Genomic DNA, 18,261 nt, shown 5'->3' with positions numbered 1-18,261 from the left:
GGGGATCGGCGGCCCTGACGTTCATGATGATCCCCTCTCGGCCTTGATGTGACGGTGCCGGTTCAGAAATCCGGCGATCGATGCAATGGCGTGACGCGCCTCTCGAAGATCGAACATCTGGAAGACATGGATCATGCCGTCCCAGACTTCCAGACTAACATCGATACCGACGGCACGCGCCTTGTCGGCGAACATGACGGAATCATCCAGCACGGTTTCGCGGTCCCCGACCTGGATCAACAACGGCGGCAAGCCCGCTAGATTGGCATATAGCGGCGATACCAGGGATCGCAGGGATCGCCCTGCCCGCCCAGATAATTCTTCGCCAGCGCCAGGATCATTGCGCGTTGATGGATCGGATCGGCGGCGGCGCGGGTGAGAAAACTCGCGCCGGTCGCCGCGAGGTCAGTCCATGGCGACATCAGCACCGCCGAAACCGGAGCTGTCGGCCGATGGCTTCTGCAATCCGCAGAATGCGCGGGTCAAGCGACTGACCGGAGCGCGATCCGTTGTCATTGGCCGGACCAGGCCCGTTTCTTTCCTCTTCCACCGTCATTCCGACGCTCCTTCGTCAGGTCCATCGGACGAGGAACAACGAGGAAGCTCAGAGCTGAATTCAGAAAGTCGAGCCGTCGTAGCGGAGCGCAAAGATACTTGCTGCCGACGATTTCTGTTCGTTGGTTGCCAATATCCCAAGCCGTTTCAAGCGGCGTTTGCACGAAGGCCGATGCTCATCCCCCGAATCCCGTGTCAGGATGGGGGAGCGTTCCGCTCCTCGTTAAACCTTACCTGCTCGGCAAGCCCTTGCCGGGCCGGCGACATCCGGTCAAGGCCGCAAGCCGCGAAGCGGGGGCGCGGAACGCGCCAGCCTTGACGGGATGGCGCTGGTTCGGCCTGCTTGGCCCAAGCAGGCAAGGCTTGCTCTTCTGCTCACAACCCGAGCCCGCGCTTTCTGCCCAAGCTCCATTCGATGCCGCCGTCATTGCGCATGAAGCCGGAGATGTATTGCCCGATGCGCTTGTCGAGCACGGGCTGCCACGGTACGAGGCTGAAGCCGAGACCGCCATCGCCGCTCAGGGTTTCGATGATGGCGAACCGGCCGCTGGAGAGCTGAGTGGAACCGACGAGCTGACCGCTGACGTGAGCGCCTGGAGCGACGGGCTGCCATGGCAATCCGCGTTGGGCGGCGAGCGCCTTGCCGGCTCGTTCGATGTTAGCCACCTCAAGCCGCTGGATCAGATCCGTGGGCGCACGGACGCGGCCATTACCGAGGTCGGTAACGTGGCCCGCGCCCACCAAGGCTCGCTTGCGCTTGTCCAGGGCCGCCCTCACCTCCTGACCAAAACCATCGTCGGCAAGCGCCACACGATGGCGGGAGACCAGTTCGCGGTCGAGCCAGGTCGCTCCGTCATTACCGATCTGCTGGCCAAGGCCGGTGGGAGAAAGAACACTGACTCGGATGTTCGCGCGGTCCCGTGCGAGATCGTAGGCCTGACCGCGCTCGGGGAGATCGGCAGGGACACGCCAGTGATCCGCATCGATCAGCTCTGCATGGCCGGCCCGGCGCAGCGCCTCCAGCCGGCGGACGTGGGAGCGAACGAAGGCCTCGGGATCGCCGTCTAAGCGGTCGATGGCGGCGCGCGCCCGCTCCAGATGCTCGGACGGACGATAGACGCCCCCCTCGCCGGCTACGTCGATGATATTGCGGTCGGCGGCGCGCGGCCCCGGAGGGGCGGAGCCGGCCGCAATGATCATGCCCCGGCCCACTTCCTCAGCGCGGGCAGCATCCATCTCGATGTGGTGCACGCGCCCGTCCACGCCGTCGATCACCAGCCGGACCCGCTCGCCCATCTCGTCCCCGCCTAAGCCTTTGTCGAGCACCCGGCCGACGATGCGTTCGGTCGCGCTCTCGCGGTGCACGACGTAGCTTGCGGGATGCCGATCCTGGACCAAGCCCTCTCGTTCCAGTGCCCGGTGCATGGTCTTGATGATGTCACCGCGCTCGCCAAGCTCGCGCAGCGCTGGTTCGGCCTTTGACGACACGATCCATTGCCCGGTCTCGACCTCGGTTGCCAGCCCCATGCGCTCCAGCTTGCGGGCCCGCTCGATCAGCAGCGCGCGATTCTGGCGAAACGTGTCGCGCATGTCCTTGTCGGGCCGCAGATCGGAAAACTCCTTCCCCTGCTGCTCCGCGATCAGCATCCGGTCGAGCCGGGTGAAACGATCGGCATCCACTTCTCGCTCAAGCTGCTTCGTTACCTCAAGCTCGGTCTGCCGGCCCAGTTCCCGGGTAACGATCTCGCTGGCGCGCTCGCGAATACCGTAGGCGATATAGTCGCCGGCGATGTTGAGGGTCTTGCCGTCGTCGGTGATACCCCGAACGAGGATGTGGGTGTGGGGATGGCCGGTGTTGTGGTGATCGACCGCGATCCAGTCGAGCTCGGTCCCGAGGTCGGCCTCCATCTGCTTCATCAAGGCGCGGGTCGTCTCGCGCGGATCGGCAAGGTCTACACCGTCCTCTGCCGAGACGATGAAGCGGAACTGGTGGCGGTCATCGCGGCCCCGGTCCAGGAAGGCGCGACCATCCTCCACGTCGCGCTCACCCGAATAGACCTGGCCCTTCTCTCCATCCTTCGTCACACCGTCACGTTGGAGATAGCGGAAGTGCGCGTCCACTGCCTTGGCGCCAACGAACTGCCGACCGCGCGCGGCTCCGCGCTGCGGGTTGAGCTTCACCACACGAGCCTTCACCGCTACGCGTCGTGCCCGTGTGCGCAAGCCGCTCCCGTCCCGACTCCACGCGCTCCGATCCTTCAGCGTCAGCGCCGTCGCAGCGCCCCTGCCCCGCGCATTGAACCGGCCACTTCCCTTTCCGGCCCTACCCGCGCGGTCGGGGTTGCCGCCCGCCCGGCGAATGGCCTGCTGAACCTCGCCGAGGAAGCTGGCCGGCCGTCGGCGAATCCCATTGATCCGGCGCGCACTCGTCCGTGCACCACTGCGATCACGGACCTTACCGGGACGGATGCGGAAGTCGTCTTCGTCGCGTGCCATGAGACGACGATTGGAAGTCGAGAGGCATCCCGCAAGAGCCGAAATGCAACAATCGCGGAGGAGCGCAGAAATGCTTACTTCAGCGTAAGCGCTTCGGTCTCGCGCTTCCCACACATCGCGGGCGACGCCGCTCGGACCGTTGAAAACAAAGAAGGAAGCATCTGCAGCGCCCCCGCCTCACCTCACTCGTTTCAAACGAGCCGCATAAAACCAATGTGCAGACAAACACTTAGGAACGAAGTTCCGGCAGCGAGGAATCTCGCTTTATCTTGCCATCCTTCAACGGCCCGTAAGCGTCCGAGTCCTGCACCACTCTTCGATAGTGTGTTCTCGTTCCAATTCGGGTTCTCTGCTGCATTGGAGAATCTCCGGTGGGTCCAAAACATTTCCAGAACAAAGCCAGGCGCGAATGGTGGTCGATTCACATCGAGGCCTGGCAGCGTAGCGGCGTTTCGCGCAAGGCGTATTGCCGTCAGCATCGATTGGACGAGGGGACGTTCGTGCGCTGGCTCAAGGCGCTTGCTGGCGAGGAAGCTGCATGCAAGCTCACGGAATATCAGGCGGAATTGCGCCGTGAAAAGCGCCTTGAACAGCGAGAAAATGGGCTGCGACGACGCTTTAGCGTGAGCATGGACGTGCGCAATCGCGCCATGCAAGCGTTCTGGGCGATGCACGTGGAGGCGATGAACTGGAGCGGAATGGGCATACGCGAATACGCTGCGGCGCTGTCTCTGTCGCCCTATGCGCTCCGCAAATGGCGTGACCGGCTCGACGACGGCGGGTTGAAATCGACTGGCGTGCGCATCTTCACCCCTCCGCCCGCCCCGTCGTTAGCACTAGTGCTAAGGAATTGGGTTCCGAAAGCAGCTTGACAGGATCTGCAAATGACGTTCCGCGAGCACCAGCGACGCCCGCCCGGCGGTTCTTCAGCGACGAACAGAAGCTCGCAATCGCGATAGAAAGCGGGCAGCCGGGAGCGACGGTCTCCGGCGTTGCGCGCAAGCATGGGATCGACACGAGGCTCTTGTTCCGCTGGCGAGTAGAGTTCGGCGTGGCGCAAAAGAAACGCGCGAAGCTTGTTCCCGTCGCTCTTGCCGATGACATGGCGGCGGCCCGCGTTCTGCGTGATCTTGTGCAACCTCCCGAGGGAATGATGGCCGTTGATCTGCCCGACGGGCGGCGTGTCTTTGCTCCCGCCGGCAGCGATCCCAATGCCGTGCGAGCGCGCGTTGAGAGCGGGGGAATTGCATCATGATGATTGTTCCCGCGGGCGTAAAAGTTCACCTGGCGCTCGGCTACACCGACATGCGCAAGGGCATGGCCGGGCTTGCCGTGCTGGTTCAGGAGACGCTGAAGAAGGACCCGTTCTCGGGTCACCTGTTTGCCTTCCGCGGTAAGGAAGCATCGATGCTGAAGATCCTGTTCTGGGATGGCAATGGGCATTGCTTGTTCACCAAGCGGATCGACCAGGGCCGCTTTGCCTGGCCGGCAATGCCGGGTTACGACGGTTCGATCACATTGACGCCGGCACAGCTTGCGATGCTGATCGAAGGCATCGACTGGCGCGCACCCGAGCGCGTGTGGAAGCCGGCGCTCGTAGCTGAATCGCAGAAACCCGCATAGAATATAGCGAAGTTGCTTCTTCGAATCAGCGTGTTCAAGCAGAATCGGACATGCAGCTCAATCTCAACAATCTGCCGTCCGATACGGCGCTGTTGCACCGTCTGGTAAGCGAGATGGCTGTTGTCGTCGACAGCCGCGACGGTGAGATCGAGCGCCTCCAACTCATCATCAAGAAGTTGCAGCGAGCGCAGTTCGGGCGTCGCTCCGAACGCCTGGATGCCGATCAACTGGCGCTCGCGCTTGAAGACCTCGACGGTGACATTGCCCGCATCCGGGAGAGCCGCCCGATAGTCATCGCCGAGACCGACAACGGACGCCCGAAACGCAAACCGCTGCCCGATCATCTGCCGCGCGAGGACGTTGTGCTCGCGATCGTCGGTGATACCTGCGGCTGTTGTGGTGGTGCGCTCCATGCGATCGGCGAAAGCGTCAGCGAGATGCTGGACTGGGTGCCGGCGCAGCTTCGTGTGGTGCACATTACTCGCCCGAAATACGCCTGCCGCGCCTGCAACGAAGTCGTGCAAGCGGCGGCGCCGGAGCGGCTGATCGCTGGTGGACTGGCCACACCGGCGCTGCTCGCGCAGGTGATGGTCGGTAAATATTGTGATCACACGCCGCTTTATCGGCAGTCGCAGATCTTCGCCCGCCACAGCGTCGATCTCGGACGCTCGACGCTGGCCGGATGAGTTGGCGGCGCATGCTGGTGGCTGGAAGCCCTGCATGAGCGATTGTGCAAAAACGTGTTCGCCTCCGACCATCTGTTTGCGGACGACACGCCGATTCCGGTGCTCGATCCGGGCCGTGGACGAACGAAGACAGGACGGCTCTGGGTCTATGCGCGCGAACAACGCCCCTGGAATGGACCGGAACCGCCGGCGGCGGTCCATCTGTTCGCGCCGGACCGGAAAGCGGAGCGACCGGTGGCGCATCTCTAACGGTTCAAGGGGCGTCCTGCACGTAGATGGTTACGCCGGATTCGAGCGGTTGACCGGTAATGGAGATATCGTGCTCGCCGCCTGCTGGGCGCACACAAGACGCAAGTTCTACGAGGTCGCTGAGGCGACCGGCTCGCTGGTGGCGGCCGAGACGTTGCGCCGGATCGGCGAACTCTATGCCGTCGAAGCGCGCGTGCGTGGGCAGTCGTCCGCTCATCGGCTTGCCGAGCGGCGCTCCTTCTCCAGACCGATCGCGACAACAGCGACGAGAACGCAGATGATTTGCAACAACGTTCTGGTCGAGAACATTCTATTGAAGAGCGTCATGATGCCGCCTTCTAGCGCTGGTGACCGAGCCGGATTCCAAGCTTGAGCGCCTTCTGGCGGAGTGAGCCTTCGGAACGCTTTGTGAGCTTCGCAATTTTTGCAACCGGAGTCTTCGCTTTCGAATGAGCGCGCAGCTCCTTCACGTCAGCCTTTGTGTATTCGCGACGCACAGGTTTCTTCTTCGTAGCCGTCTTCTTTGCCTTCTTCGCCACTTCTAGCTCCTCGATTCGAGAGTGGGCGTAGTAACACAGCCGCATTGAGGCGCAACTCTCCATCAGTTGACTCTATGTGCTAGTCCGATGCGTGAACTCTCTCATGATTTCAGTTTGCCGGAGACTACCCGACCTATCAAATTGTTCCGGCAATTCCTGTTGGGATTACAGCTTGAAGTAATCTGACTGAGGTAAGGACCAAATCCTAACTTCACCGCGGGGCCGGCAATGTTTGGTAGATCACCCACGAAGCCTAAGAACGCAGACGATTGCTTGCAAGCAGCGACCTAGATCAGCTGCGTAGGAGGGGCTTGACGTGCCTCTCTCTCCAAATGCCGCCGATAGGGGCGAAGAAATTGGGAAGACGAGAACCTTTCCTTTCATTCGCTTTGGCATCCAATTGCACCACGCATTTTTGACAACCATTTTCCTCCGGCACGGCCAATTGCATGATGTGGGCGATGATCACGTTTTCCGATGCGCTCTTTGACGGCGTAGCAAGCCACGCAAAGGAAGCGCGTGAGGTTGTCGCCTGTGCCGGAATCGCAGGTCGAGAACGGGCGACGCGACTAGCCACGCCGTTGTGGCCCGCAAACGATAAGGGACTTAAGTGATGAACGAGTTCGGGCAGAAGGGAAAGGTACCGCTCTCGGAACGGCTGTCGGTGTCACCAGAGGAGGCAAGCGCCCTCACCGGGATCGGGCTGACCTCCATTCGCGAGGCGATCAGCAGCGGTGATCTCAAGGCCAAGAAGCACGGGAGGCGTACGATCATCCTGCCCGACGATTTGAGAGTATGGCTCAAAACGCTGCCGGATGTCTGCAAGTCGATTGAAGTAAGCCCCGCTTAACGTCTTCCGAATGACGTACTGGCGCGCTGGCGCGCTGGCGCGTTGGCGAACTTACCGTTCTTCGACATCGAAGACGAGCATCTTGTGAAGTGCGATCTTTGGATTGGCCGCTTGAACTGGCCGACTGGTTCTATGTCATGTTCGAGCTGGCTTTGGATTGCCGCTTTTTACCAAATAGGAGCGGCGATGCGCCGCCTTATTCCTTAGCGCCCCATCACGCCATTGCCGTCTTGTAGCAAGTCCGTGTCGGTCATTTTGGCCTTGGGCGAGTGGGTCGCCTTCCGACACCGCTTCAACGAAGCCGGGCATGAACTCAATCACGTTCAGCCCTTTATTAAGCCGGCCGTCCATCGATGGGCGTGTGGAGCACTTTGGCAGTGTCGCATGGCCGCAGCACACTGTGCACATTCCGCTGGTCGCGATGACCGCTGACAAGGGGCAGCGGTCACCGGCAGGGCGAGTGGCGAGGTCTCGGACAGGTTCGCGTTTACGATTTGGTTGAACAAGGAAGCGGTGATCCGCGCCCTCTCAGCCGAGCTGGACCAGTTCGACTATGCGAATGCGCTGACGCAGCAATAGCGTGAGCTCCGCTGGAGCCGCCGTAGGAAGGCCGTACAGCCGGGAGGGCGGGGCAAAGGACTAGGACCAGCCGTTGCCAGCGCACAGGCAGTCACGCGTGTCGCAGGGACGCGGCGCAAAAGCGGTAAGGAACCAGACCCAGCAAAATGAGGAAAGCCCTTTAAAATGGGCACTTCTTCGATTGCGTCACGGACAAAGCATTCTGACGGGTTGCATTGTTGAAAATCAGCAACTTAGACGCGCGCTAATACCGGTAATAAATCGGTAAGCGATCGGAGGGATAAAATCTCGAAATCTCTATTCTTATAGAGCTTCAGCGTATCCCGTCACGGATCATGTACCCGGCGCCGCGGATCGTATGCAGCAGCGGCCGCTCAAAACCTTTGTCGATCTTGGAGCGCAGCCGCGAAATGTGCACGTCGATCACGTTGGTCTGCGGATCGAAATGATAGTCCCAGACGTTCTCCAGCAGCATGGTGCGGGTCACCACCTGACCGGCATGCTTCATGAGGTATTCGAGCAGGCGGAATTCGCGCGGTTGGAGCGTCAGCTCGTCCTTGCCGCGAGCCACGCGATGGGAGAGCCGGTCGAGTTCGAGATCGCCGACCCGGTACAGCGTGTCCTCGGCCGGACCGCCGCGGCGGCGTGACAGCACCTCGACCCGGGCCAACAACTCGGCGAAGGAATAGGGTTTTGGCAGATAGTCATCGCCGCCGGCGCGCAAGCCCTTGATGCGGTCGTCGACCTGGCCGAGCGCGGAGAGAATCAGCACCGGGGTCGAGTCGTCCTTGTCGCGGAGCGCGCCGATCAGCGACAGGCCGTCGCGCTTGGGCAGCATGCGGTCGACCACCAGCACGTCGTAATCGCCGTTCTCGGCCATGGTGAGGCCTTCCTCGCCGTCGGAGGCGTGGTCGGCAATGTGCCCGACCTCGCGAAACGCCTTCACGAGGTAGTCGGCGGATTCGCGGTCGTCTTCAATGATGAGGAGGCGCATCGTGCGTTCGGCGACGGTCAAGGGAGTGAACCTTCTCTAAACATGGCGCGAGCGGCAATCGCATGCAAGCCGAGTGAGAGACTCTGGCATCGAGAAAAAGGCGGGCGGCGAAGCTGGGGGGACTTCACCGCCCTAGGCCTTCCGACGGAGGGGGGCGTAATTCCACCGGAAGGTAGACAGGGGAAGCAAACGTTGCGCTGCTTCCCCGAAGGGGGCCGTCGGCGGGGGCGACTGATGCCGGCGACACCCTTCATCTCGTAGGCGTCCTGAGGCCTAGCCCTTGGCAAGGGGTACGGCGACGAAGCGCGACTGGCCGCCGCTCTTCACGCGCATCAAGACGCTGTTCTTGCTGTCGGTCCGCACCGTGTTGATGGCGTCGCGGACGTCGCCGGCGGTGCTCACGCTCTTGCCGCCGACTTCGAGAATCACGTCGCCCTCCTTGAAGCCGCGTTCGGCCGCGGCGCTCTTCGGATCGACTTCGGTAACCACGACACCATCCTTGCCGGCGCCGGCGACGGAATTCGCGGGCGCTACCGTCATGCCGAGCTTCGGCACGTCGGTACCCTTGCTCGCACCCTTGCCGCTGTCAGTGTCGGTGTCAGCCTTGGCCTCGACCGTGTTCGGCAGCTGCCCGAGGGTCAGGTTCACGACCTTGTCCACGCCCTTGTGCAACACGTTGAGCTTCACGGTCGCGCCGGGCGCCAGGCCGCCAATGGTACGGGCGAGCTCGCGGGCGTCCTTGACCGATTCGCCATTGACCGACGTGATCACGTCACCGGACTCGATGCCGGCCTTTGCCGCCGGACCGTTCGCCTGCGGCTCCGCAACCAGCGCACCTTCGGCCTTCTTCATGCCGAGGCTATCAGCGATGTCGGATGTCACCGGCTGAATCTGCACGCCAATCCAGCCCCGGCTGACCGAGCCCTTGTCCTTGAGCTGCGCCACCACGCTCTTCACGGTGCTCGCGGGAATCGAGAACGCGATGCCGACGCTGCCGCCGGAAGGCGAGTAGATCGCGGTGTTGACGCCCATCACCTCACCGTTGGTGTCGAAAGCCGGACCGCCGGAATTGCCCTTGTTCACGGGCGCGTCGATCTGGATGAAATCGTCATAGGGGCCGTTGCCGATGTCGCGGCCGCTGGCCGAGACGATGCCCGCGGTCACGGTGCCGCCGAGGCCGAACGGGTTGCCGACCGCCAGCACCCAATCGCCGATCCGCGGCTTGCCGTCGGCAAGCTTCGCGAACGGGAAGTTCGAGCTGCCCTCGACCTTGATCAGAGCGAGGTCGGTGCGCTGGTCGGTACCGATCACCTTGGCGGTGTAGGTCTTGCCGTCGTCGGTCGTGACCTCGACCTTGTCGGCGCCGTCGACCACGTGGTTGTTGGTCACGGCAAAGCCGTCGGCCGAGATGAAGAAGCCGGAGCCCTGGCCCTGCACGACGCGGCCACGACCACCTCCACCCTTCTGGCCCGGAAAACCATCCGGACCGCCAAAGCGGCGGAAGAAGCGCTCCATCGGCGAGCCTGGCTGGAAGGGCGAGGAGGAATCATCGCCATCGTCGTTGCTCGCGGTCTTTTCCTTCATGTTGACCTTCACCGAGATCACCGACGGTTTCACGCGCTCGACAATGTCGGCGAAACCGATCGGGCGTTCGACCTTGCGGACCTCGTTATTGACCTGCGCATGCGCCGGGCTCGAGAACAGGTCGGCCGGCGAGGTCGACGTGCCAAAGCCGTAGACGGCGGCACTGAGGCCGGCGACGACCGAGGCCATCAGCGCGATCTTGCGGGCCGAGAAAACCGACCGGCGGTGCTGCCGGAAGGACGGAAGGTTCGAGAGGTCGGAACGGTCGGTCATGCAGAGATCTCCAGGGCCTTGAAATCCATTTGGTGCCTGACGACGGCACCTTACGGACCTGAAGATGGGGGCTGCCGCCTTACCGTGCGCTGGCGGCGGGGTTAAACTTTTGTAATGAACGAGGAATGCCGATGCGGCAGTTTATCGCAGGCCGAAAATCGTGAACCCGCAGGAACTTAACAGGGTTCCAGGAACACGCACGCGCTTTGTGCCTCTTCAGCGCGATGTGGCCTCGTCGGACATCAATGCGGCGAGCCGCGCTTCTTCGTCGGGCGTGAGCGGCGGAGCTGGTACGTCTGCACCGCTTCGCGAGCGCCGGCGGATTTGCAGCCACAGCGCCAGGCCGCCGCCACTCAGCAGCAGCGGCGCGAGCAGCCACAACAGCATGGTCTGGCGCTCGAAGCGCGGCTTGAGCAGCACGAAGTCGCCGTAGCGCGCGACCAGGAAATCGAGCACTTGCGAATTGCTGTCGCCAGCCGCGATGCGCTCGCGCACCAGGAGCCGCAAATCGCGCGCCAGCGGCGCATCGGAATCGTCGATCGACTGGTTCTGACAAACCATGCAGCGCAGCTCGCGCGACAAGTCGCGTGCGCGCGACTCCTTCGCAGGATCCGACATGATCTCGTCGGGCTGCACGGCATGCGCCGCGGGCAAGCCCAGCAGCATCAGCGCGACGAACGCGGCCATCATCCGGCGCATCGGATCACTCCGCCGGCTGCAGGCGCTGCTTGGCCCGCGCCGGTTTTGGCGCGCCGACCCGCAGGCGTCGGTCGGACAGCGACAGCACGCCGCCGAACGCCATCAGCACCGGTCCCCACCAGATCAGCAGCACCAGCGGCTTGTGATAGATGCGTACGGCAATGGCGCCCTCGGCAGTGGTGTCCCCGAGAGAGACGTAGAGCTGGCTTGCGCCGCGCGTCAGCAGCGCGGCCTCGGTGGTCGACGAGCCGCGGGTGGTGAAGCTGCGCTTGGACGGCGTCATCACGCTGAGCGCCTCGCCGTCACGGCTGACGTTGAATTCGGCGATCATCTCGCGGAAGTTTGGCCCCTGACGCTGAAACAAACCGTCGAGCTTCACGTCGTAACCGGCGACACGGGCGACGTCGTTCTGTTTCATCGTCGCGATATATTCGCTGTTCCAGGTGGTCTCGCAGACGATCCCAATCAGCGCGATGCCGAGGCCGGCATGCGCAAAAGCGGAGCCCCAGGCCGAGCGCGGCAGGCCGCGGGCCCGGTGCAGCGCCGTTGCGAACGGTAGCCGCACGAGGCCGGTCCGCTCGACGATATCAGTGACGGCACCGGCGATGACGAAGATGCCAAGCCCGATCGCGAGCGGTGCCAGCGCGCTGCCGCCGCGCGCCCAGCCCCAGACCATGGCGACGGCGACAAGCCCGGCAACGCCTGCCGCGAGCAGCCGCTGGGTGACGCCGAGCAGATCGCCGCGCTTCCATGCCAGCAACGGCCCGAACGGCACGGCGAGCAGCAGCAACGTGAACAGCGGAGCGAAGGTGAGGTTGTAGAACGGCGCGCCGACCGACATCTTGAAGTCGGCGAGCATCTCCATCGCCAGCGGATAGAGCGTGCCGAACAGCACCACCGCGCAGGCGACCGTGAGCAGCAGATTGTTCAGCACCAGCGCGCCCTCGCGCGAGATCGGCGCAAACAGGCCACCCTGCTTCAACGAGGTCGCGCGCCCCGCGAACAGCGACAGGCTGCCGCCGATGAACAGGCAGAGGATCAGCAGAATGAACACGCCGCGGGTTGGATCGGTCGCGAAGGCATGCACCGAGGTGATGACCCCCGAGCGCACCAGGAAGGTGCCGAGCAGCGACAGCGAGAAGGTCAGGATCGACAAGAGGATGGTCCAGACCTTCAGCGCGTTGCGCTTCTCCATCACCAGAGCCGAATGCAGCAGCGCGGTGCCGGCAAGCCACGGCATCAGCGAGGCGTTCTCGACCGGGTCCCAAAACCACCAGCCGCCCCAGCCCAGTTCGTAATAGGCCCAGTACGAGCCCATGGCGATACCGAGCGTCAGGAAGATCCAGGCGACCAGCGTCCACGGCCGCACCCAGCGCGCCCAGGCCGCGTCGATCCGCCCCTCCAGCAGCGCCGCGATCGCGAAGGAGAACGAGATCGAGAAGCCGACATAGCCGAGATAGAGCATCGGCGGATGCACGGCGAGACCGATGTCCTGAAGCACCGGATTGAGATCGCGTCCCTCGATCGGCGGGTTGGCGATGCGCAGGAACGGGTTGGAGGTCAACAGGATGAAGAGATAGAAGGCGCTGGCGATCCACGCCTGCACGGCCAGCACATGCGCGCGCAGCGACAGCGGCAGATTGTTGCCGAAGGCCGCGACCAATCCGCCGAACAGCGCGAGGATCGACACCCACAAGAGCATCGAGCCTTCATGGTTTCCCCACACGCCGGTGATCTTGTAGAGCAGCGGCTTCATGGAGTGGGAATTCTCGTAGACGTTGGCGACCGAGAAATCCGAAGCTACGTGCAGCATCACAAGCGCGATGAACGACGCACCGACGAACAGGAGCTGCGCCAGCGCAGTGGAGCGCGCCACATTCATCAGCGCGTCATCGCGCAGGCGCGCGCCGATCAGGGGCACGATGGACTGGATCAGTGCCAGTCCGAGCGCCAGCACCAGCGCGTAATGTCCTGACTCCGCGATCACCGCACTGCTCCCTGCGGATTGCCCTGCGCAGTCGTGGCCGCAGGCTTGACGCTATCGGAAGCTTTGGCACCGTAATCGTCCTTCCAGTGCCCCTGCTTCTTCAGGGCATCGGCGACGTCCTTGGGCATGTAGGTTTCGTCGTGCTTGGCGAGCACGGTGTCGGCCTTGAACACGCCGTCGGCATCGAGCGCGCCCTCGGCGACGACGCCCTGCCCTTCGCGGAACAGATCAGGCAAAATGCCCTTGAAGGCGACCGGAAGCTTTGCGCCGCCGTCGGCGACCTCGAAGGTCACTGCGAGATTGTCGCCGCGCTGGAGCGAGCCGGGCTGCACCAGGCCGCCGAGACGAAACCGCTTGCCGGGCGCGACGTGCTTCTCGGCGACCATGGTCGGCGTCGAGAAGAACACGATGGAGTCGCGCAATGCGTTGAGCACCAGCGCGGCCGCGAGCGCGAGCACGGCGAGCGAGCCGCCGATGATGGTCATACGTCGCTGCTTGCGCGTCATGGCGTATCCGTTCCCTGCTCGTCTCGCCCTGACGTCGTCATCCGTCGAGCCCGAGTGTCTTGAGGCCTTCATTGAGCTGGCGCAGCCGCGCTGTATCGTTGGCAACCGCCTGGCGGGCATCGGTTGATGCGCCCACCGCCTTGTCGCGGTCGCCCATCACGAGATAGGCGCGCACCAGGCGCAGCCAACCCTCGACGTCGTCGCCGTTCTGCCTGAGGCGCGTGGCGAGCCGTTCGACCATGCCGCGAACCATGGCACTGCGATCGCCCTCCTTCATGTCCTTGGAGGCTGCAAGTGTCTCATCCGACAGCGCCGGCATCGTAGCGCCACCGCCGCCGACCCGCGCGAGCGAGGTCTGCACGAGAGGGCGCCACGGCGCATCCGCCGGCGCTTTCGCCAGCAGCGCGCGCCAGATATTGGCGGCATCGTCCTTGCGGCCGTCCTGCTCGGCGGCGAGACCGAGAAAATAGTTTGCCTTGGGGTCGTCGGTGCTGAGCGCGTGCGCGCGCTCGAACTCGGTTTTGGCTTCGGCGGTCACGACGCCGCCGGCGGCGGCCGAGATCGCTTCGCCGAGATCGGACCGGCGCTCCGCGCTCTCGCCATTGTAGGTGAGCGAGTTGCGATAAGCGCGCACCGCGTCGTCGAAGCGACCAAGCCGCGCCAGCACGGGCGCAATCACGTTCCAGCCGCGCCCGTCGGTCGGATTCTTCTCCAGATGTTGCTCGACCTGCACGACCAGATTCTCGAGCGACTGCGCCATGCCGGACCCGGATCCGCGCTCCCGCTGCGCCAGCGGAAAGTCCTGAAGCCTGGGCGAGCCGAGCGGCACGTAGACGCCGATCGCAACCAGCGGCAGGCCGACGAGCGCCAGCACGGCCGCCGCGCGGCGCCATTTGAGGCTGGATTTCGGTGCCGTTGCGGGCTCGCTGCCGGCCGCGGCGAGCAGTCTGCGGCTGATCTCGACGCGCGCGGCCTCGGCTTCGGGCGCTGCGATCAGCCCTGCGGCAAGATCGCGCTCGATCTCGGCGAGTTGGTCCTTGTAGACCGCAACCTCGCTGCCTTGATTTTGCACGCGTCCGCTACGGCCGAGCGGCAGAAGCACGGCGAAAATCGCCGCGACCGTCATCAGCGCGAACACGAACCATAGCGTCATCTGGCAAGCTTCCGGCAGCGCGCGAGCCGCGCCCACAGGTGGCTTTACACCACGGCCGGACGATGCGGCAATTGACAATTGTCAATTCGGCGCGACCGCGCACAGTCCCGAAACGGTGAAAATCCAACGGCTTAGCCGATCTCGAAGTCCACGCTTTGAGCGGCGTCCTCGCCGTGCCCGTCGAAGGCCCTCAGGAAGTAAGTTCCCGGCTCGATGGCGTCGGGCAATCTGATGCGCAACGCCCCGACGGGAACGGGCGATGCAACCCTGGTGACGGTCTCAGGCAGCTGCCGGCCGCTTGCCTTCTCGACCAGCACCATCTTCGCGCCAACCATCAGCCTTTGATATTTGGCAACGACGACGCGATTCTCGATTTCGATGGAGCTGATAACGGGTTTCATGCGCCCACAGATAGAAATTCCAAAAGCTTGCACGGCGACCGTAGGGCCCGTCACCGGCATCGTCAACCTCAAATTGTGATCAGTAAAATATGCGCCTGGATCAGCTCGCGCGCGACGATTTGCGCTCGCCCGTGGCCGCGTTCTCCGCGGCGCGGCCCATCAGCGAGGCATAATCATCGCCGAACAGCACCTGACAGAAGCGGATAGCGGCCTGGACCTGCTGCTGCCGATAGGTGCGGACCTTGTGATCGGCGCCGCGCAGCGACTGGACCAGCTGCTCCGTCGAACGCTCGACATATTGCTGGAGATCGGAATAGGTGCGCAGTGTCACCTCGTTGATCGCAAGCTCGCTGGCATAATTGCGGCAGATCGCCACGAAATCGATCAGCGCCACGGTTTCCTCGACCTCGGTGCTGTCGATCCGCGCGCCCGGCGGAATGTCTTTCTCGGCGCGCTGGCGCAGGATGCGGCGGACGCGGCCGGGAACGCTGTCGATCTCGGATTGCAGCGCGTTGGAGATGTCGGCCCGGATCGACGTCAACTGCTTGCCCCAGGCGGAATCGTTGCGCAGGTCGAGCTCGGTGCGCAGGCCGCGGACGCCGTCGTGCAGCGTCTTGAGATTGCCGGCGACGTTGTCGAAATGGCCGCGCTTGATGTCCATGCGCAGGATCGCGGCCACGCAGGACAGATCATGCAGCGCGATCGTGACCGCGACGCCATAGGGCGTTGCCGCCACGCGGATCTCGTCGTCGGACGCGGCAATCTTGATGGCGAGGCGGATGATCTGCCACGGCGCGGTCATCCGCTGCACGACGATCGACAGCGCGAAGGGCAGCATCTGCGGCGTCTGGAGGACGGGAATGTTGAGCGCCGATGTCACCGAGGCGATCTGGGCATCGCCGAAGGCGCGCAGGGAGCGCGGCAGCTTCTCGTTCAGGGTGGCGAGAGCCTCACGGACCGCGAGCACCGCCCCGGTCGAATAGAGGTCCTCGATCACGTTGGGCGGGCCAACGCGGGCGAGCGCACGCGACTTGTCACCGCCGCCCGGCCCGGTCAGCTCGAAGATGGCATCCGCGGCGACCGCCTGGAGCTTCGAGGCCAGCGCTTCGACCTGCCCTGCACTGTCGGCCGGCATGCGCGCCAGCGCCGCCTCGAATTCGCTCAGCTTGTCCGGAGCACCGTCGCGGCCGAGCCATTGCCAGATCGGAGGCAGCGAGGAACGGCGGACCTGCCCGACCCGGATCGGGGCGCCCGCTTCGACCAGGAACGGTTCCAGCACCTGGAACAGCAGTCGCGACAGATCGTCCGTGCGCGGCGGCGGAGCCTCGTCGGCTTCCGTGTTGCGGACGATCTTGCGCAGCTGTTCGAGCACGAGGATCGCCACAGCGGTGTCCTGGCCGCGCTCGAGCGCACGCTCGAACTCCCGCATCAGCAGCGCCTGCGCCTGCGGCGGGAGCTGCGCGAGATATTCCCTCAGCCGCTCGATCGATGTCTGGCTCATGCGCCCGGGTAATGCACGGTAAAATGGCGGACGTGGGATGCGTCCTGCTCGATCATAGGAGGGCCCACTTAAGAAGCCGTTTAGGAGGTCGCTCCGAATACCCCTGGTTTCGTCCGGATCGATGTACCGCGGGCCAAATAGTCGCGTCGGAACAAGGGATTATATTCCGGGGAGGACCAGCTCCGCCCGCAGGCCCCCGGTCGGCGCGCCGCCGAGCGAGAGGCTGCCGCCATAGAGCGCGGCGAGGTCGGTCACGATCGACAGCCCCAGCCCCGAGCCGGGCTTGGACTCGTCGAGCCGCTGGCCGCGCCGGGAGACCTGGGCGCGCTCGGCCTCCGACAGGCCGCGGCCGTCGTCATCGACGATGATCCGCAGACGCGGGCCGGCGCCCGCCTGGTGCAGCGTCTCCACCAGGACCTCGATGAAGACCCGCGAGGCCGCCCATTTGCAGGCATTGTCGACGAGATTGCCGACCATCTCCTCCAGATCCTGCCGCTCGCCGCGAAACTTTGCCGACGGATCGGCCTCGGCCTCGACCACGATGCCGCGGTCGCGATGGATCTTCTCCATGGTCCGCCGCAGCGCCTCGATGGCGGGCGCGACTTCCGTCACCGTCGCGACGACCGAGACCCGCGCCGCGATGCGTGCGCGCTCGAGATGATGGGCGACCTGGTCGCGCATCACGTCCGCCTGCTCCATCACCTTGGCCGCGAACGGATCGGCGGCATGCGCGCCAGCCTCGTTCACGATGACCGAGAGCGGCGTCTTGATGGCGTGGGCGAGATTACCGACATGGGTGCGCGCGCGCTCGACAATCTCGCGATTGGCATCGATCAGCGCGTTGGTCTCGCGCGCCAGCGGCGCGATCTCCACCGGGAATTCGCCCTCGAGCCGCTCCGCCCGCCCCGAGCGAATGTCGGCGATGGATTCCGAAATGCGCTTGAGCGGCGCGAGGCCGAAGCGGACCTGGAACACGGTGGTCAGCAGCAGCACGATGCCGAGCGCGGTGAAGGTGCCGCCGAGATAATAATCGAAACTGCGCGTCTCGTCGAAAATCTCGGTGTCGTCGCCGGCGACGCTGACGAGAAATTTGCCGTCCGCGCCGAGATCGACCGGGCGCTCCACCATGCGCAGGTTCTGTCCTTCGGGACCGTCGACATAAGCGATCCGGATGCCGGCGGCGGTGAGCTCGGTGCCCTGCTCTTCCAGCTTCGGCAGCTTCTTGTCCCAGAGCGAGCGCGAGGAGCGCAGCTCCGGCTTTTCGGTGTCGGTCCGCGTGATCTGCCAGTACCAGCCGGACAGCGGCAGCTCGAACAGGGGCTCGCCGAGCGACTGGAATTGGCGGTCCGGCGGCTCGTCGGGGGTGGCGACCTCGGCGATCAACGTACGGAGATAGAGATTGAGCCGGCGGTCGAAGGCGCGCTCGGTGGCGTTCTTGTAGACCGACGACAGCACCACCCCGGTGATGGCCAGGATCACCACGAGCCACGCGGTCGCCGACAGGAACAGGCGGTTCGCAAGCGAGCTGGCGGGCATCGGAATGATCCCGGAGGCGCGGGGTGGCATGGTGTCGGAGCTCATGACCC

Annotated in this window: 17 protein-coding genes and 1 pseudogene; 5 read left to right on the top strand and 13 right to left on the bottom strand. The window is 64.1% G+C overall.

The features are described from left to right. Nucleotides 1-21: 21 nt before the first annotated feature. The 3 genes from QCM77_RS35105 to QCM77_RS35095 form a co-directional block, all read right to left on the bottom strand. On the bottom strand, nucleotides 22-240 hold the full coding sequence (locus QCM77_RS35105) for an alpha/beta hydrolase (protein WP_280096040.1): 219 nt from the start codon (nucleotides 238-240) through the stop codon (nucleotides 22-24). 17 nt (nucleotides 241-257) lie between these two features. Then, nucleotides 258-422 (bottom strand): hypothetical protein, encoded by a 165-nt coding sequence (locus QCM77_RS35100; RefSeq protein ID WP_280096024.1) that lies wholly within the window; start codon nucleotides 420-422, stop codon nucleotides 258-260. 508 nt (nucleotides 423-930) lie between these two features. Further along, nucleotides 931-2,739 (bottom strand): DUF3363 domain-containing protein, encoded by a 1,809-nt coding sequence (locus tag QCM77_RS35095; protein ID WP_280096023.1) that lies wholly within the window; start codon nucleotides 2,737-2,739, stop codon nucleotides 931-933. A gap of 683 nt (nucleotides 2,740-3,422) precedes the next feature. Here QCM77_RS35095 and tnpA (QCM77_RS35090) point away from each other — a divergent pair. From tnpA (QCM77_RS35090) to tnpC, 4 genes and pseudogenes are all read left to right on the top strand, one after another. After that, complete coding sequence (tnpA, locus tag QCM77_RS35090; protein ID WP_280096022.1) at nucleotides 3,423-3,923, top strand: IS66 family insertion sequence element accessory protein TnpA; 501 nt, start codon at nucleotides 3,423-3,425, stop codon at nucleotides 3,921-3,923. Continuing rightward, nucleotides 3,902-4,306, top strand: coding sequence for an IS66-like element accessory protein TnpA (gene tnpA / locus QCM77_RS35085; RefSeq protein WP_347882413.1), 405 nt, complete (start codon nucleotides 3,902-3,904; stop codon nucleotides 4,304-4,306). Before tnpA (QCM77_RS35090) ends, tnpA (QCM77_RS35085) begins: the two co-directional genes overlap by 22 nt. After that, on the top strand, nucleotides 4,303-4,674 hold the full coding sequence (gene tnpB / locus QCM77_RS35080) for an IS66 family insertion sequence element accessory protein TnpB (RefSeq protein WP_280096021.1): 372 nt from the start codon (nucleotides 4,303-4,305) through the stop codon (nucleotides 4,672-4,674). The genes tnpA (QCM77_RS35085) and tnpB overlap by 4 nt, the downstream gene beginning before the upstream one ends. A 50-nt stretch (nucleotides 4,675-4,724) precedes the next feature. Continuing rightward, nucleotides 4,725-5,862 (top strand): annotated as a pseudogene (tnpC, locus tag QCM77_RS35075) (IS66 family transposase); the annotation flags it as partial. Nucleotides 5,863-5,947: 85 nt separating this feature from the next. Here the strand turns inward: tnpC and QCM77_RS35070 are convergent. Then, nucleotides 5,948-6,193 (bottom strand): hypothetical protein, encoded by a 246-nt coding sequence (locus tag QCM77_RS35070; RefSeq protein WP_418219769.1) that lies wholly within the window; start codon nucleotides 6,191-6,193, stop codon nucleotides 5,948-5,950. A 568-nt stretch (nucleotides 6,194-6,761) separates the two neighbouring features. Here QCM77_RS35070 and QCM77_RS35065 point away from each other — a divergent pair. Further along, nucleotides 6,762-6,998 (top strand): helix-turn-helix domain-containing protein, encoded by a 237-nt coding sequence (locus QCM77_RS35065; protein ID WP_280096019.1) that lies wholly within the window; start codon nucleotides 6,762-6,764, stop codon nucleotides 6,996-6,998. Nucleotides 6,999-7,890: 892 nt separating this feature from the next. Here the strand turns inward: QCM77_RS35065 and QCM77_RS35060 are convergent. From QCM77_RS35060 to QCM77_RS35020, 9 genes are all read right to left on the bottom strand, one after another. Continuing rightward, nucleotides 7,891-8,571: a winged helix-turn-helix domain-containing protein gene (locus QCM77_RS35060; protein WP_280096018.1), complete on the bottom strand. Its 681-nt coding sequence runs from the start codon at nucleotides 8,569-8,571 to the stop codon at nucleotides 7,891-7,893. Between the two features lie 273 nt (nucleotides 8,572-8,844). After that, nucleotides 8,845-10,428 (bottom strand): Do family serine endopeptidase, encoded by a 1,584-nt coding sequence (locus QCM77_RS35055; RefSeq protein ID WP_280096017.1) that lies wholly within the window; start codon nucleotides 10,426-10,428, stop codon nucleotides 8,845-8,847. Between the two features lie 216 nt (nucleotides 10,429-10,644). Next, nucleotides 10,645-11,127 carry a cytochrome c-type biogenesis protein gene (locus tag QCM77_RS35050; protein ID WP_280096016.1) on the bottom strand — a complete coding sequence of 161 codons (483 nt, stop codon included), beginning with the start codon at nucleotides 11,125-11,127 and terminating at the stop codon, nucleotides 10,645-10,647. Nucleotides 11,128-11,131: 4 nt separating this feature from the next. Beyond that, the gene (locus tag QCM77_RS35045) at nucleotides 11,132-13,114 is read right to left on the bottom strand and encodes a heme lyase CcmF/NrfE family subunit (RefSeq protein ID WP_280096015.1); all 1,983 of its coding nucleotides are present in this window, start codon (nucleotides 13,112-13,114) and stop codon (nucleotides 11,132-11,134) included. Continuing rightward, nucleotides 13,111-13,620 carry a cytochrome c maturation protein CcmE gene (gene ccmE / locus QCM77_RS35040; protein ID WP_211394153.1) on the bottom strand — a complete coding sequence of 170 codons (510 nt, stop codon included), beginning with the start codon at nucleotides 13,618-13,620 and terminating at the stop codon, nucleotides 13,111-13,113. The genes QCM77_RS35045 and ccmE overlap by 4 nt, the downstream gene beginning before the upstream one ends. A 37-nt stretch (nucleotides 13,621-13,657) precedes the next feature. Continuing rightward, nucleotides 13,658-14,773: a c-type cytochrome biogenesis protein CcmI gene (gene ccmI, locus QCM77_RS35035; RefSeq protein ID WP_280096014.1), complete on the bottom strand. Its 1,116-nt coding sequence runs from the start codon at nucleotides 14,771-14,773 to the stop codon at nucleotides 13,658-13,660. A gap of 131 nt (nucleotides 14,774-14,904) precedes the next feature. Then, the gene (locus tag QCM77_RS35030) at nucleotides 14,905-15,174 is read right to left on the bottom strand and encodes a hypothetical protein (protein WP_279668086.1); all 270 of its coding nucleotides are present in this window, start codon (nucleotides 15,172-15,174) and stop codon (nucleotides 14,905-14,907) included. A gap of 100 nt (nucleotides 15,175-15,274) precedes the next feature. Then, on the bottom strand, nucleotides 15,275-16,675 hold the full coding sequence (locus tag QCM77_RS35025) for a hypothetical protein (protein WP_279691729.1): 1,401 nt from the start codon (nucleotides 16,673-16,675) through the stop codon (nucleotides 15,275-15,277). A 159-nt stretch (nucleotides 16,676-16,834) separates the two neighbouring features. Continuing rightward, nucleotides 16,835-18,211, bottom strand: a complete 1,377-nt coding sequence (locus tag QCM77_RS35020; protein WP_279668076.1) for an ATP-binding protein — start codon at nucleotides 18,209-18,211, stop codon at nucleotides 16,835-16,837. Nucleotides 18,212-18,261 lie beyond the last annotated feature (50 nt).

The sequence above is a fragment of the Bradyrhizobium nivariense genome (assembly GCF_029846695.2).
Lineage (GTDB): Bacteria > Pseudomonadota > Alphaproteobacteria > Rhizobiales > Xanthobacteraceae > Bradyrhizobium.
This window is presented reverse-complemented; position numbering and strand designations above follow the sequence as displayed.